Annotated in this window: 15 protein-coding genes; 7 read left to right on the top strand and 8 right to left on the bottom strand. The window is 58.8% G+C overall.

The features are described from left to right. Positions 1-61: 61 nt before the first annotated feature. Both EPZ47_RS23270 and argF read right to left on the bottom strand, forming a co-directional pair. Positions 62-1,171, bottom strand: coding sequence for an ABC transporter ATP-binding protein (locus EPZ47_RS23270; RefSeq protein ID WP_135846875.1), 1,110 nt, complete (start codon positions 1,169-1,171; stop codon positions 62-64). Further along, on the bottom strand, positions 1,168-2,088 hold the full coding sequence (gene argF, locus EPZ47_RS23265; protein ID WP_135846874.1) for an ornithine carbamoyltransferase: 921 nt from the start codon (positions 2,086-2,088) through the stop codon (positions 1,168-1,170). Before argF ends, EPZ47_RS23270 begins: the two co-directional genes overlap by 4 nt. Positions 2,089-2,494: 406 nt before the next feature. Between argF and EPZ47_RS23260 the strand changes: the two genes are divergently transcribed. The 3 genes from EPZ47_RS23260 (at position 2,495) to grxD (ending at position 5,453) form a co-directional block, all read left to right on the top strand. Then, on the top strand, positions 2,495-2,782 hold the full coding sequence (locus EPZ47_RS23260; protein ID WP_135846873.1) for a hypothetical protein: 288 nt from the start codon (positions 2,495-2,497) through the stop codon (positions 2,780-2,782). Positions 2,783-2,913: 131 nt separating this feature from the next. Continuing rightward, the gene (locus EPZ47_RS23255) at positions 2,914-5,022 is read left to right on the top strand and encodes a molybdopterin oxidoreductase family protein (protein WP_135846872.1); all 2,109 of its coding nucleotides are present in this window, start codon (positions 2,914-2,916) and stop codon (positions 5,020-5,022) included. 89 nt (positions 5,023-5,111) lie between these two features. Continuing rightward, on the top strand, positions 5,112-5,453 hold the full coding sequence (gene grxD, locus EPZ47_RS23250; RefSeq protein ID WP_135846871.1) for a Grx4 family monothiol glutaredoxin: 342 nt from the start codon (positions 5,112-5,114) through the stop codon (positions 5,451-5,453). A 226-nt stretch (positions 5,454-5,679) separates the two neighbouring features. On the opposite strand, the gene bfr is transcribed toward grxD, so the two are convergent. Further along, positions 5,680-6,153 carry a bacterioferritin gene (bfr, locus tag EPZ47_RS23245; RefSeq protein ID WP_135846870.1) on the bottom strand — a complete coding sequence of 158 codons (474 nt, stop codon included), beginning with the start codon at positions 6,151-6,153 and terminating at the stop codon, positions 5,680-5,682. A gap of 199 nt (positions 6,154-6,352) precedes the next feature. Further along, positions 6,353-6,571, bottom strand: coding sequence for a bacterioferritin-associated ferredoxin (locus EPZ47_RS23240; protein WP_003178704.1), 219 nt, complete (start codon positions 6,569-6,571; stop codon positions 6,353-6,355). Positions 6,572-6,888: 317 nt separating this feature from the next. On the opposite strand from EPZ47_RS23240, the gene EPZ47_RS23235 reads away from it, so the two are divergent. Beyond that, entirely contained in the window at positions 6,889-7,491 is a 603-nt protein-coding gene (locus tag EPZ47_RS23235; protein WP_047227018.1) for a peroxiredoxin, read from the top strand. 99 nt (positions 7,492-7,590) lie between these two features. Here EPZ47_RS23235 and rnt read toward each other — a convergent pair whose 3' ends face one another. Together rnt and pyrC are read right to left on the bottom strand one after the other, a co-directional pair. Beyond that, positions 7,591-8,268 (bottom strand): ribonuclease T, encoded by a 678-nt coding sequence (gene rnt, locus EPZ47_RS23230; RefSeq protein WP_123346475.1) that lies wholly within the window; start codon positions 8,266-8,268, stop codon positions 7,591-7,593. Further along, positions 8,265-9,311 carry a dihydroorotase gene (pyrC, locus tag EPZ47_RS23225; protein WP_135846869.1) on the bottom strand — a complete coding sequence of 349 codons (1,047 nt, stop codon included), beginning with the start codon at positions 9,309-9,311 and terminating at the stop codon, positions 8,265-8,267. Before pyrC ends, rnt begins: the two co-directional genes overlap by 4 nt. A gap of 191 nt (positions 9,312-9,502) precedes the next feature. Between pyrC and EPZ47_RS23220 the strand changes: the two genes are divergently transcribed. Together EPZ47_RS23220 and EPZ47_RS23215 are read left to right on the top strand one after the other, a co-directional pair. Continuing rightward, entirely contained in the window at positions 9,503-10,483 is a 981-nt protein-coding gene (locus tag EPZ47_RS23220) for a flagellar protein MotY (protein WP_135846868.1), read from the top strand. A 128-nt stretch (positions 10,484-10,611) separates the two neighbouring features. Beyond that, positions 10,612-11,829 carry an argininosuccinate synthase gene (locus EPZ47_RS23215; RefSeq protein WP_003204943.1) on the top strand — a complete coding sequence of 406 codons (1,218 nt, stop codon included), beginning with the start codon at positions 10,612-10,614 and terminating at the stop codon, positions 11,827-11,829. Positions 11,830-11,915: 86 nt separating this feature from the next. Here EPZ47_RS23215 and EPZ47_RS30510 read toward each other — a convergent pair whose 3' ends face one another. Next, complete coding sequence (locus EPZ47_RS30510; protein ID WP_135846867.1) at positions 11,916-12,416, bottom strand: hypothetical protein; 501 nt, start codon at positions 12,414-12,416, stop codon at positions 11,916-11,918. 468 nt (positions 12,417-12,884) lie between these two features. Between EPZ47_RS30510 and EPZ47_RS23205 the strand changes: the two genes are divergently transcribed. Continuing rightward, the gene (locus EPZ47_RS23205) at positions 12,885-13,511 is read left to right on the top strand and encodes a response regulator transcription factor (RefSeq protein ID WP_135846866.1); all 627 of its coding nucleotides are present in this window, start codon (positions 12,885-12,887) and stop codon (positions 13,509-13,511) included. A 54-nt stretch (positions 13,512-13,565) separates the two neighbouring features. Here the strand turns inward: EPZ47_RS23205 and EPZ47_RS23200 are convergent, their stop codons facing one another. Further along, positions 13,566-13,748 (bottom strand): PA3496 family putative envelope integrity protein, encoded by a 183-nt coding sequence (locus tag EPZ47_RS23200; protein ID WP_135846865.1) that lies wholly within the window; start codon positions 13,746-13,748, stop codon positions 13,566-13,568. Positions 13,749-13,787 lie beyond the last annotated feature (39 nt).

Below are 13,787 nucleotides of genomic sequence, written 5' to 3'. Positions count from 1 at the left end.
CAATGCAAGTTGAACCCACCGCTTTCGCGAGCAAGCCCGCTCCCACGATGGATTCGCGTTGTTAGCTGGCGGTGCTATAGCGCCGCACGCCACTGTCCACCGGCGGTATATGGGCAGCGGTACTGCCCGAGGCCTGGAACAGCACCAGGTGTTCAGCCGCCACGCGAATACCGACGGTGTCCCCGACCTGATGGTCGGCATGGCTTGGGAAGATCGATTCCAGTTGCGCGCCCGTCGGCAATTGCAGGCGATACAAGGTCGAGGCTCCCAGGAATGTCTTGCCGACAATGCTGGCTGTGAGCGGGCTGTCCGGTGCGTAGACGATATCGTCCGGGCGCAGCAGTACGTCCACTGCGCAGCCGATCGGCCACGTGTAGGCCCGGTTGCCACGCAGGATGCCCAGCTCGGTCTGCACCGATTCCGGGCTCTCGAGCCGGCCGCGAATGAAGTAGCCTTGGCCAATGAAACTGGCGACAAAGGGCGTCAGCGGTTCGTGGTACAGGTTGTAGGGCGTGTCCCATTGTTCCAGCCGACCTTCCTTGAACACGCCGACATGATCACTCACCGCGAAAGCTTCTTCCTGATCGTGGGTGACCAGGATCGCGCTGGTGCCACGGGCCTTGAGAATGTCCCGCACCTCATGGCTGAGCTTGCGTCGCAGCTCGCCATCGAGGTTGGAGAATGGCTCGTCGAGCAACAGCAACTGCGGCTCCGGGGCCAACGCACGGGCCAGGGCCACACGCTGTTGCTGGCCTCCAGACAATTCGTGGGGAAAGCGCTTGCCCAAACTTTTCAGGTTGACCAGTTCCAGCAGTTCTTCGACGACGCGGTCCTGGTTCGGATGCTTGCGAATACCAAAGGCGATGTTCTCGGCCACACTCAGGTGGGGGAACAGCGCATAGTCCTGGAACACCATGCCGATGCGGCGTTTTTCCGGGGCGAGGGTGAAGCCGGCGCGGGAGATGGTTTCCCCGGCCAGTTGGATCTCACCCTCATGCACCGGTTCGAAGCCGGCGATGGCGCGCAACGTCGTGGTCTTGCCGCACCCGGACGAGCCGAGCAGGCAACCGATGTCACCAGCATTGAGGTGCAGGTTGAGGTTCTGCACCACTCGCTGGTGTTGATAGCCGCAGGCCAGGTTGTGCAAATTCAGCAGCAGCGAGTGGCTCATGCGTGGCGGTACGCTGGCTCGACAAGAAACTCGAGCAGGGCCTTTTGCGCGTGAAGCCGATTCTCTGCCTGGTCCCATGCCACTGAGCGTGGGTCGTCCAGCAAATCGAAACTGATTTCCTCGCCACGGTGGGCCGGCAGGCAGTGCATGAACAGCACTTGCTCATCCGCGAGGTCGAGCAGGGCACGGTTGACCTGGAACGGCGCGAACAGCTTGAGGCGCTTGGCGGTTTCTTCTTCCTGGCCCATGGAGGTCCAGACGTCGGTGCTCACCAGATGCGCACCGGCCACGGCTTGTTTCGGATCACGAACGATGGTCACTCGATCCCCGGCCCTGGCAACCAGTTCAGCGTTCGGGTCGTAGCCTTCGGGGCAGGCGATGCGCAGCTGGAAGTCGAATTGCATCGCCGCTTCTATATAGCTGTTGCACATGTTGTTGCCATCGCCGATCCAGGTCACGGTCTTGCCCTGGATCGAGCCACGGTGTTCGAGGAACGTCTGCATGTCGGCCAGCAGTTGGCAGGGGTGCAGGTCATCGGACAGACCGTTGATCACCGGCACGCGGGAATGGGCCGCGAACTCGGTCAGGGTGCTGTGGGCAAAGGTACGGATCATCACGGCGTCAAGCATGCTCGACATGACGATGGCGCAATCGCTGATGGGTTCGCCACGGCCCAGTTGGGTGTCACGCGGCGACAGGAAGATCGCCTGGCCGCCCAGCTGGATCATGCCGGCTTCGAAAGAGATGCGCGTGCGGGTCGATGACTTCTCGAAGATCATCCCCAGCACGCGGTTTTTCAAGGGCTCGAACAGTACGCCGCGGTTACGCAGGTCCTTGAGCTCCACGCCTCGACGGATCACGCCGAGCAACTCATCGGGCGTGAAATCCATCAGGGAGAGAAAGTGCCTTGCGCTCATGATTGACTACCTTTTTTGTAACTGACCGCAGATGCTCAAAGCCTTGTTTATTCAAAAAACGGGCGAGACCTGCGGCAAAAGCCGCACGGGGCGACGAAAATAGGGGAAGGCGCGATATTGACATTAAATGTCGCGTCTTACCAATAGGCTACGGTGTTTAGGGGATTTCAGCGAGGCCATCGCAGGTCTGCGATGGCATGTATGAAGCCGGTTTCCTGACAGCAGCGGCCCATTTGTACACTGGCGTTGCGCAGCTTGGCAATCGAGCAGGGCGGGTATGGCGTAGTGGGGAGTCGGTCTGTGGCCTGTCATTCCAGGTTTTCGCCTGTCTGTTGTCGGGTGCGAAACATTTCCTAAAGCAAGGGGCTGGGTTATAAATGAGCCTCTAGACGCAGGAGCCCCCGAAATGGATTCGAAAGAGCAACAATTAATGGAACTACTGGGGCTGACGGCACGTTCCCTGACTCATCTGACCGCTTCGGTGACGTCCATGTCATTCGAATTGTTGCGCAGCGACGACGAGGTAACCAAGGCCGCAGGCCGCAGAATGATCGATCGCATGGCCACCATCAGCAATGGACTCGACGAGCATTGGCGCCTGATTGGCGAGCTGACGGGCGTGCCCATTGCCCAGGAGCAGGTGGAAACCGTCGAGGAAATCCAGCTGCTGGCGCCGCCTCCCGAGCGGCCTTGACGCCCCTGCATCGGCGGGCCTGATGCCCGGCAATTCACAGGACGAACGTCGCTGGCGCTGCTGGGGATCACGCGCCATAGTTTTGTTCCCGCGGCCGAAAGTGCCCGCTACGAATAAAACAGAGACTGGCCATGACCAAGACTCTCCACCACCGTGCGTGCCATCTGTGTGAAGCCATCTGCGGCTTGACCCTCGAAACCACCGAAACCGACGGCCAGGGCCTGGCGATCACCTCGATCAAGGGCGATGCTCTGGACAGCTTCAGCCGAGGCCACATCTGCCCCAAGGCGGTGGCCCTGCAGGATATCCAGAACGATCCGGACCGCCTGCGTCAGCCTATGCAGCGGATTGGCGACGAATGGCAACCCATTGCCTGGGACGACGCCTTCGCGCTGGTGGCCGAGCGCCTGGCGGGTATCCAGGAGCGCCACGGCCAGAACGCGGTGGCGGTCTACCAGGGCAACCCCAGCGTGCATAACTATGGGTTGATGACCCACAGCAACTATTTCCTCGGCCTGTTGAAAACCCGCAGCCGCTTCTCGGCGACCTCGGTGGATCAACTGCCTCATCACCTGACCAGTCATCTGATGTATGGCCACGGCCTGTTGCTGCCGATTCCGGATATCGATCACACCGATTTCATGCTGATCCTGGGCGGCAATCCGCTGGCGTCCAACGGCAGCATCATGACCGTGCCGGACGTGGAAAAGCGCCTCAAGGCGATCCAGGCCCGTGGCGGCAAAGTGGTGGTGGTTGATCCGCGCCGCAGCGAAACGGCGGCCATTGCGAACCAGCATGTCTTCGTGCGCCCCGGTGGCGATGCCGCGCTGCTGTTCGGCTTGCTCAATACGCTCTTCAGCGAGGGCCTGACCCGCGACAGCCATCTGCCGGTGGACGGCCTGGAAGAGGTGCGCGAGGCCGTTGCCACCTTCACGGCTGAGGCGATGAGTCCGCTTTGCGCCGTGCCAGCGCAACAGATCCGCCAATTGGCTCGGGACTTTGCCGCAGCGCCGTCCGCAGTGTGTTACGGGCGGATGGGGGTTTCGACCCAGGCATTTGGCACGCTGTGCCACTGGCTGATTCAACTGATCAATCTGGTCACCGGCAATCTCGATCGGGTGGGCGGGGCGCTGTGCACCGAACCGGCGGTGGATTTGGTGGCCACCACCTCGGGCGGGCATTTCAACCGTTGGCAGAGCCGGGTGTCCGGGCGTCCCGAGTACGCCGGGGAGTTGCCAGTATCGACCCTGGCCGAGGAAATGCTCACCGAAGGCGAAGGCCAGATTCGCGCGCTGGTCACCGTGGCCGGCAACCCGGTGCTGTCCACGCCCAACGGGCGGCAACTGGAGCAGGCGCTGGACGGGCTGGAGTTCATGGTCAGCGTCGATTTGTACATCAACGAAACCACGCGCTACGCCGACCTGATCCTGCCCTCGACCTCGGCGCTGGAAAACGACCATTACGACACCACGTTCAACCTGTTCGCAGTGCGCAACGTGACTCGCTTCAACCGGGCCATTCTGCCCAAGCCAGAAGGGGCGTTGCATGACTGGGAGATTTTTGTCGGCCTGGCCAAGGCCTTTGCGGCCCGAACCGGCAAGGAACTCAAACCGACCATGCCGCCAGCGCAAATGATCGATTTCGGTCTGCGGGCCGGGGCGTATGGCGATGCTTCGCCACACAAACTGTCCCTGGCGACCTTGTTCGACCATCCCCACGGCATTGACCTCGGCGCACTCAAGCCCAACCTGGCCCCGCGGTTGAAAACCGAAAACCAACGGGTGCAAGCCGCGCCGGCGGTGATACTCGCCGACCTGGAGCGTTTTGCCGCGTTGCAGGCTCCCGCACCTGACGAGTTGCTGATGATTGGCCGTCGCCATGTGCGCAGCAATAACTCCTGGATGCACAACTTCCACCGGTTGGTGAAGGGCAAGCCGCGTCATCAGTTGCTGATGCACCCGGATGACCTTGCCAGTCGCGGGCTTGTCGACGGACAGCGGGTGAAGGTCAGTTCGCGGGTGGGTATGATCGAAGTCGAAGTGCAGGGCAGCCTGGACATGATGAAAGGCGTGGTGAGCCTGCCCCACGGTTGGGGCCATGCCCGGCCGGGCGTGCAGATGACCATCGCCAGTGGCCAGCCGGGCTCCAGCGCCAATGACCTGACCGATGATTGTCAGCTCGATGAGTTGTCCGGCAATGCGGCGCTCAACGGCGTACCGGTGAAGGTGGCGGCTGCGTAAAATTGTCTCTGGAGCACGTTCGGCTTTCCGTTACAATGCGTCACCGTGTCGACAACTTAAGTCGCAAGAGTTTTAAGCCGAGGTGCTCCATGGATATCATCGAAACGATTAAAGACCAGATTGCCAACAACACCATCCTGCTTTACATGAAAGGCTCGCCGAACGCGCCACAGTGCGGTTTCTCGGCCAAGGCTGCTCAGGCCGTGATGGCGTGTGGCGAGAAGTTTGCCTACGTGGACATCCTGCAGAACCCGGAAATCCGCGCCAACCTGCCCAAGTACGCCAACTGGCCAACTTTCCCACAGCTGTGGGTAGGTGGGGAGCTGGTCGGTGGTAGCGACATCATGACCGAGATGGCCGCTGACGGCTCTCTGCAGGCCACGATCAAGGAAGCGGTAGAAAAAGCTGCGGCGAACAAGACTGAAGCCTGATCCATGATGATCTGTGTTCACCACATGATGAGTTGAACACGGACATGTGGGAGCGGGCTTGCTCGCGAATGCGGTGGGTCAGTTAGCACTTCTTTACCTGACCCACCGCATTCGCGAGCAAGCCCGCTCCCACAGTGGATTTTCGGTGGCCTGGGAATCCAGGCAATAAAAAGCCCCGCCTCTCGAAAGAGGGCGGGGCTTTTTAGTGGCTCACTGTCGGGGAAGGTTACTCTTCACCCATCTGCGATTGCAGGTAGTTCTCCAGACCGACTTTGTCGATCAGACCCAATTGGGTTTCCAGCCAGTCGATGTGCTCTTCTTCGGACTCGAGAATGTCCTCAAGCAGTTCACGGCTGCCGAAGTCGCCAACGCTTTCGCAATGGGCAATGGCGATTTTCAGGTCCTTGTGGCCGGCGCGCTCGATTTTCAGGTCGCACTCGAGCATTTCCCGGGTGTGTTCGCCGATGTGCAGCTTGTTCAGGTCCTGAACGTTCGGCAGACCTTCGAGGAACAGGATGCGCTTGATCAGCTTGTCCGCGTGTTTCATCTCGTCGATGGACTCGTGGTACTCGTGCTTGCCCAGCTTGTTCAGGCCCCAATCCTCGTACATGCGCGCATGCAGGAAGTATTGATTGATCGCGACCAGCTCATTGGCAAGGATCTTGTTGAGATGCTGGATGACTGTAATGTCGCCTTTCATGGTGAGGGCCTGTCCTGTAGGTGCTGTGTATAAGGCCGAGTTTGAGCCGCACATTTATCAGTGTCAAACCTAAGTTATTGAATAATAAATGAAAATTAATCGGAATAAGAATGTTTGTGTTCCGCGTCTGGAGGCTAAGCAATTGATTTACAGGCATAAAAAAACCGGACATTGAGTCCGGTTCTTTAGAAAGCTGGATTTAAGCGGCAGTAAATTCTACCGGATAAGGAATCGAAGCCTGTGCCGTTTGCACTTTGGCGAGGGTCTCACGGACCACTTCCTTGGCCAGGCAGGCACATTTGCCGCATTGGCTGGCTACGCCGGTGGCCTGGCGGACTTCGCGATAGCTGCAGCAACCTTCATAGATCGCTTCGCGGATTTGTCCGTCGGTGACGCCAGTGCAGAGGCATACGTACATAAGCAAGAACCGTCGCTGGTTGTGACTCAATTGAGACGGATCTTAATGTTAACGAGAATGATTGTCAAAGTGGTTTCTTAAACCCTTGTGCCAGAGCGGCGCCTGGCTGACGAACGGTTTTTGCCCGAGGCCATTGAGGTGTCATCAAGTGCTACAGAGATTTTTCTGTACCGCCGAAAAACCGTTGAAGACAGCCCAAATTCGCGGTGTATGATGGTCGGCCCTTGCAAAGCGGGTTCGTGTCACAGGGCTGTCGCCTGAGGGTGGCAGGCTGGCGCGGACCTTGTTTTTCACGTTACTACACCAGGAGATATCCAATGAGCGTACTCGTAGGCAAACAAGCCCCTGACTTCACCGTCCCGGCCGTGCTCGGCAACGGCGAAATCGTCGACAGCTTCACCCTGTCCTCGGCCATCAAAGGCAAATACGGCCTGGTGTTCTTCTACCCGCTGGACTTCACCTTCGTCTGCCCGTCCGAGCTGATCGCACTGGATCACCGCATGGACGACTTCAAGGCCCGCAACGTTGAAGTGGTTGCTGTTTCGATCGACTCGCATTTCACCCACAACGCCTGGCGCAACACGGCTATCAACGCTGGCGGTATCGGTCAGGTGAAATACACCATGGCTGCCGACATGAAGCACGAAATCGCCAAGGCCTACGACGTTGAGTCCGAAGGCGGCGTGGCTTTCCGTGGCGCGTTCCTGATCGACGACAAAGGCGTTGTCCGTTCGCAGATCATCAACGACCTGCCGCTGGGCCGTAACATGGAAGAGCTGATCCGTCTGGTCGACGCGCTGCAATTCCACGAAGAGCACGGCGAAGTCTGCCCGGCCAACTGGAAGAAAGGCGACAAGGGTATGACTGCATCCCCTGAAGGCGTTGCCGCTTACCTGGGCGAGCACAGCGACAAGCTGTAAGCGCAACAGGCATAAAAAACCGGCCCTCGATAGGGCCGGTTTTTTTATGGGTGTTTCTAGGCGGAGCATGGATCCCGTGGCGAGGGAGCCAGGCCGATGTCAGTCGTCGAAATCCTGCCAGCCACCCATCTGTTTCCAGCGGTTGACGATGCCGCAGAACAGCTCCGCCGTTTTCTCGGTGTCGTAACGGGCCGAGTGGGCTTCACGGCCATCAAAATCGATGTCGGCCGCCTGGCAGGCCTTGGCCAGTACGGTCTGGCCATACGCCAGGCCAGCCAGGGTTGCCGTGTCGAAGCTGGAGAATGGGTGGAACGGGTTGCGCTTCATGTCCATGCGCGCGACGGCGGCGTTGAGGAAACCCAGGTCGAAGCTGCTGTTATGGCCGACCAGGATCGCTCGCTTGCAACCGTTGGCCTTCAGCGCCTTGCGCACGCCACGGAAAATGTCGGTCAGGGCGGTCTCTTCACTCACCGCCATGCGCAATGGGTGATCGAGCTTGATCCCGGTGAATTCCAGGGCTGCGGCTTCAATGTTGGCGCCTTCGAACGGTTCGACGCGGAAGAAATAGGTGTGGTCAGGGAACACAAAGCCTTTTTCGTCCATGCCGATGGTGGTCGCGGCGATTTCCAGCAAGGCGTCGGTGGCGGAATTGAAACCACCGGTTTCTACGTCGACGACGACCGGCAGATAACCCCGGAACCGGGCGGCCATGGGGTGGCGAGCACCGCCCGAACCACCATTGCCGTCCTGTTCGTCGTCGAAATGATCTTCACTCACGCGTTTTCCTCCAGCAGGCGCCAGCGCAGTTTTTCACCGGCGCGCAGCGGGATGACAGTCAGCTCGCCGAAGGGCAGGCTGGCGGGGGCGGTCCATTCGTCGCGGACCAGGGTAATACGATCGGTGTTCACGGGCAGGCCATAGAACTGCGGGCCGTGCAGGCTGGCGAAGCCTTCGAGCTTGTCCAGCGCATTGCGCTGCTCGAACGCCTCGGCGTACATCTCGATGGCGGCATAGGCGGTGTAGCAGCCGGCGCAACCGCAGGCGGCTTCCTTGGCATGGCGGGCGTGGGGCGCCGAGTCCGTGCCGAGGAAAAACTTGGCGCTGCCGCTGGTGGCGGCGTCGAGCAGAGCTTCCTGGTGAGTGTTGCGCTTGAGGATCGGCAGGCAATAGAAGTGCGGCCGGATCCCGCCCACCAGCATGTGGTTGCGGTTGTACAGCAGGTGATGGGCGGTAATGGTCGCGCCAACGTTGGCCGGGGCCTCGTTGACGAACTGCACGGCATCACCGGTGGTGATGTGTTCGAACACCACCTTGAGTGTCGGGAAACGCTCCACGACGCGGCGCATGTGCTCGTCGATGAAGATTTTCTCGCGGTCGAACACGTCGACGTCGCCCCGGGTGACTTCACCATGGATCAACAACGGCATCCCGACTTCGGCCATGGCCTCCAGCGCCGGGAAAATCTTGTCGATGCTGGTGACGCCGGAATCAGAGTTAGTGGTGGCGCCGGCCGGATACAGCTTGGCGGCGTGCACAAAGCCACTGGCCTTGGCGTCGCGGATCTCTTCGGGCTGGGTGCGATCGGTGAGGTAAAGCACCATCAGCGGTTCGAAGCGGCTGCCGGCCGGGCGTGCGGCGAGGATACGCTGGCGGTAGCCGTCGGCCTCGGTGGCGTTGCGCACGGGCGGAACCAGGTTAGGCATGATGATTGCGCGCCCGAAGGTGCGCGCGACATCGGCGACGGTATGGGTCAACACAGCACCATCGCGAAGATGAATATGCCAGTCGTCGGGACGCAGCAGGGTCAGGCGGTCGGACATTGGGGGGCTTCCAGGCGGGTCAAACTCTGGGGAATGCTACCGGAAAAGACCGATTCAGGCACCCGCTATCAAGTTCTGCCGCAACTTACCGATAGCTCCTACAGGTGTGCCACGAATCCGTGCAGTGCCCCGGACAGGCGTCATGCCCTCGGCATGTGTCGATCTTTGTATAAAAGTCAGTGGAGCCTCCCGTGCGCCAGCGTTATCTAGCCTTGCTCAGTGTGTTTGCCAGCCTTCCCGCCATGGCGCTCACTTTCCAGACCCGTCTGGAGAGCATTGAGTGGACGGTCGAAGGCGACAAGTTCGAGTGTCGGCTGAGCCAGCCGATCACCGATTTCGGCAGCGGCGAGTTCGTGCGTCGGGCGGGCGAGCAGGCCACATTCAGGCTCAAGGCCTATAACCCGATGCTCGGTGGCGGTTCGGCGACCTTGCTGGCGGCTGCGGCGCCATGGCAACCGGGGCGCGGCGACATCAACCTGGGCTCGGTCAGGATTGGCAGTGGCGATGTCTTGTTCAACAGCTCCCAGATCCAGGCAGGTCGCTTGATCAGTGGGCTGATGGACGGGCGCAGCCCTGTGGTGCGACGCAACACCGAGGACGGGCGGGTCTCGGAAGTCCGATTGTTGCCGGTGCGCTTCAATAAGGCCTTCAGTGACTATCAAGGCTGCGTGGCGAAACTGTTACCGAAGAATTTCGAGCAGATCAAGCAAACCCAGATCGGTTTCCCCGGCGAAGGGGTCGAGCTCGATGCTCAGGCCAAGGCCCAGTTGCAGGTGATGCTCGACTTCATCAAGGCCGACCCGAGCGTTAATCGTGTCGAGCTCGACGGTCACTCTGACAATAGCGGCAACCGTCTGACCAACCGTGAACTGTCGCGTCGCCGCGCCCTGGCGGTCCAGGACTTCTTCAAGGCCAATGGTTTCCAGGAGTCACAGATCACCCTGCGGTTCCATGGCGAGCGTTATCCCCTGGTGTCCAATACCAACGCCGCCAACCGGGCCAAGAACCGTCGCGTGGTCGTGCGCCTGGAGCGTGGGGCGCCGGTTGAAGCACCGGCACCCGCACCGCAGCCAGCGCCCGCTGTGGCTCCAGCCAAGGTCCCGGCGCCGGCCGCCGCTCCGGCCAAGGCACCGATCCCTACGGCCGCTCCCGCCGCTGCGCGGACGTCCTGATCCCGGGTTGATCGTCGCGCGGTCGACATAATCTGTCGCTTCGTCGTCATAAGCTGTCGCGCCCCTGTAAATTATCCGCATTGGACGTTAGACTTCCCGGCTTTCCGTACAACCCGTGGAGTGATGGCATGGCGGACGTAAACAAGGTCGTTCTGGCGTATTCCGGCGGCCTGGACACTTCGGTGATCCTCAAGTGGCTGCAGGACACTTATAACTGCGAAGTGGTGACCTTCACCGCAGACCTGGGGCAGGGCGAAGAAGTCGAACCTGCACGCGCCAAGGCTCAGGCCATGGGCGTCAAAGAGATCTACATCGATGACCTGCGCGAAGAGTTCGTCCGCGACTTCGTGTTCCCGATGTTCCGCGCCAACACCGTTTACGAAGGCGAGTACCTGCTGGGTACGTCTATCGCCCGTCCGTTGATCGCCAAGCGCCTGATCGAAATCGCCAATGAAACCGGCGCCGACGCCATTTCCCATGGCGCCACCGGCAAAGGCAACGACCAGGTGCGTTTCGAGCTGGGCGCCTATGCTCTCAAGCCGGGCGTGAAAGTCATCGCCCCTTGGCGTGAGTGGGACTTGCTGTCCCGTGAAAAGCTGATGGACTACGCCGAGAAGCACGCGATCCCGATCGAGCGTCACGGCAAGAAGAAATCCCCGTACTCGATGGATGCCAACCTGCTGCACATCTCCTATGAAGGCGGCGTGCTGGAAGACACCTGGACCGAGCACGAAGAAGACATGTGGCGCTGGACGGTCTCCCCGGAGAAAGCTCCTGATACCCCGCAATACCTGGAACTGACCTATCGCAACGGCGATATCGTCGCCCTGGACGGCGTGGAAATGAGCCCGGCCACCGTGCTGGCGACCCTGAACCGCATCGGTGGCGAACACGGCATCGGCCGTCTGGACATCGTCGAGAACCGCTATGTCGGCATGAAGTCCCGTGGTTGCTACGAAACCCCGGGCGGCACCATCATGCTGCGCGCTCACCGGGCGATCGAATCGATCACCCTGGACCGCGAAGTGGCTCACCTTAAAGACGAGCTGATGCCCAAGTACGCCAGCCTGATCTACACCGGTTACTGGTGGAGCCCTGAGCGTCTGATGCTGCAGCAGATGATCGACGCCTCCCAGGCCCACGTGAACGGTGTGGTACGCCTGAAGCTGTACAAAGGCAACGTGATCGTTACCGGTCGCAAGTCCGATGAGTCGTTGTTCGATGCCAACATCGCGACCTTCGAAGAAGACGGTGGCGCTTACAACCAGGCCGACGCAGCCGGTTTCATCAAGCTCAACGCCCTGCGCATGCGTATTGCGGCGAACAAGGGTCGCAAGCTGTTCTGACCCTGGCGATATGAAAACGGCCTGCCATGAGCAGGCCGTTTTTGTTTGTGGCTCCCTCCTGTTGTGCAGCGCTATTCCTTGAGCGCTCACCCCTCCTGCCTGTCCGGTACACCGTCTGCGTTGTCGCGGCTGTGCATGACGTACAGAACAATTTCAGTGTGTCCCGTAGCCGGCTTCAAGGGTTTGGCCCGATACACTGCAATCAGCTCTCCCGATGGGCTGAACAGCAGAAAAATGAACCGTTGTGGATCGTGTTTGCGCCGATGACCGCGCATGACTGATTTTTTGACTTTATCGGCCCGACGTAACACTCGTCTATGACGGCAGGTCGAGTCATCCATGGTCTTTATGAAGTGTTTGCTCTTGCGAAAATCTGACGGTGAATATAACGAGCGATAGTTGAAGTTGAGTGTGATGAAAAAAAGCAACAGCAGATAAAACGGAAAGCTGATCAAAAACCACAGATAATATTCACGGTCCTGGTCATCCAGGAAAGGCAGGGAAATCGCCGCAGAGGTTTCAGACAACGTTGCAAATATAGCGATCAGGGTCATGGGGTTGGTGATGGTTTTCAAAGGTTTGTTCATGGTGATGGCTCATGGTTATTTATGCTCGATGATTGAATGAAATGAGTGAGTTGTTAATGAATTGTCGGTTGACTATGGGGAGGGGTCATATCCTGTTTTGGACGTTGGGTTTGTGCTCGCTGGTTTTATATAAGTTTTAGCCGTGTTAGTGAGGTTGTTGCTGTTTTATCGATAATAATTCAGTTACTTTTTATGAGTGGAATGACTTTTATCTCTCTGCATACGGGATAGCCAAGTGCAGAAAAACACATTGTCCGAAAAGGTGTCGGGTGGTTAGGGAGGGGAGTCAGCGTTCCGTGAGAAAATTTATGGCACATTATTTTCACGGTAATTTGTAGGATTTTTCTGTATTGCTTGTAGGTTGCGTCTCTCGGTGCGAGCACTCAGGGGGGGGCGGCATGCCAAGGTAGAAATGACTAGGCTATTGTGCGTGCTCTAAAAATTCGAACAGCGAAGTTGGATTTGCCCATGAATAAAGTGCTGATCGTGGATGATCATCCCGTCATTCGTCTTGCTGTACGTCTACTAATGGAGCGTCATGGTTATGAAGTGGTTGCCGAAACGGACAATGGTGTCGATGCCTTACAACTCGCCCGTGAACTTGCGCCCGACATTGTCATCCTGGATATCGGTATTCCGAAACTGGACGGGTTGGAGGTTATCGCGCGCCTGACTGTCAACCCTTCACCGCTGAAAGTATTGGTGCTTACCTCCCAGGCGCCCGGGCATTTTTCGATGCGCTGCATGCAAACGGGCGCGGCCGGTTATGTATGCAAGCAACAGGACCTCACGGAGTTGTTGAGTGCGATAAAGGCAGTACTGTCCGGTTACAGCTACTTTCCCAATCAGGCATTGCATACGGTGCGTTCGAGTCTTGGCAACGCCAGCGAGTCCGATATGGTGGACCGTTTGTCTGGGCGAGAGATGATGGTTCTGCAGCAACTGGCGCGCGGAAAAACCAATAAGGAAATTGCCGATGGGATGTTTTTAAGCAACAAGACGGTCAGTACTTACAAGACGCGCTTGTTGTTGAAACTCAATGCACGCTCGCTGGTCGATCTGATCGAGCTGGCGCAGCGCAATGGGTTGGTGTGAGTTTTCGATCACGCGTACTCAGTAAAAAGCCTCCATCAGGGAGGCTTTTACGTGTCAGAGGTCAAAATCGTAATCGGCCAGTTGTTTCTGCAAGCGGCGCTCTTCCAGCAGGTTATCAATGGTGCGGCGTTTGCTCAGATTGGTTTTCGCCACTTCCACGACCACAGGTTCCGCGTCGTCAGCCTCAACGGCGATGAAATCGTCTTCTACATCCAGTTGTTCTTTGCCAGCACTCATGGGTTCGACTCCAGGCTAAGACTGCCATTGGCGCTCCTT

It is taken from the genome of Pseudomonas viciae, assembly GCF_004786035.1.
GTDB classification, from domain to species: Bacteria; Pseudomonadota; Gammaproteobacteria; order Pseudomonadales; family Pseudomonadaceae; genus Aquipseudomonas; species Aquipseudomonas viciae.
Note: the sequence above shows the minus strand (reverse complement) of the source record. Positions and strands in the feature narration are given on the sequence as shown.

Coding starts and splice junctions, on each gene's coding strand:
- EPZ47_RS23270 (WP_135846875.1), bottom strand. CDS start 1,171: ATGAGCCACTCGCTGCTGCTGAATTTGCACAACCTGGCCTGCGGCTAT.
- EPZ47_RS23235 (WP_047227018.1), top strand. CDS start 6,889: ATGAGCGTACTCGTAGGCAAACAAGCCCCTGACTTCACCGTCCCGGCC.
- argF (WP_135846874.1), bottom strand. CDS start 2,088: ATGAGCGCAAGGCACTTTCTCTCCCTGATGGATTTCACGCCCGATGAG.
- EPZ47_RS23200 (WP_135846865.1), bottom strand. CDS start 13,748: ATGAGTGCTGGCAAAGAACAACTGGATGTAGAAGACGATTTCATCGCC.
- EPZ47_RS23205 (WP_135846866.1), top strand. CDS start 12,885: ATGAATAAAGTGCTGATCGTGGATGATCATCCCGTCATTCGTCTTGCT.
- EPZ47_RS23255 (WP_135846872.1), top strand. CDS start 2,914: ATGACCAAGACTCTCCACCACCGTGCGTGCCATCTGTGTGAAGCCATC.
- EPZ47_RS23215 (WP_003204943.1), top strand. CDS start 10,612: ATGGCGGACGTAAACAAGGTCGTTCTGGCGTATTCCGGCGGCCTGGAC.
- pyrC (WP_135846869.1), bottom strand. CDS start 9,311: ATGTCCGACCGCCTGACCCTGCTGCGTCCCGACGACTGGCATATTCAT.
- EPZ47_RS30510 (WP_135846867.1), bottom strand. CDS start 12,416: ATGAACAAACCTTTGAAAACCATCACCAACCCCATGACCCTGATCGCT.
- EPZ47_RS23240 (WP_003178704.1), bottom strand. CDS start 6,571: ATGTACGTATGCCTCTGCACTGGCGTCACCGACGGACAAATCCGCGAA.
- bfr (WP_135846870.1), bottom strand. CDS start 6,153: ATGAAAGGCGACATTACAGTCATCCAGCATCTCAACAAGATCCTTGCC.
- grxD (WP_135846871.1), top strand. CDS start 5,112: ATGGATATCATCGAAACGATTAAAGACCAGATTGCCAACAACACCATC.
- EPZ47_RS23260 (WP_135846873.1), top strand. CDS start 2,495: ATGGATTCGAAAGAGCAACAATTAATGGAACTACTGGGGCTGACGGCA.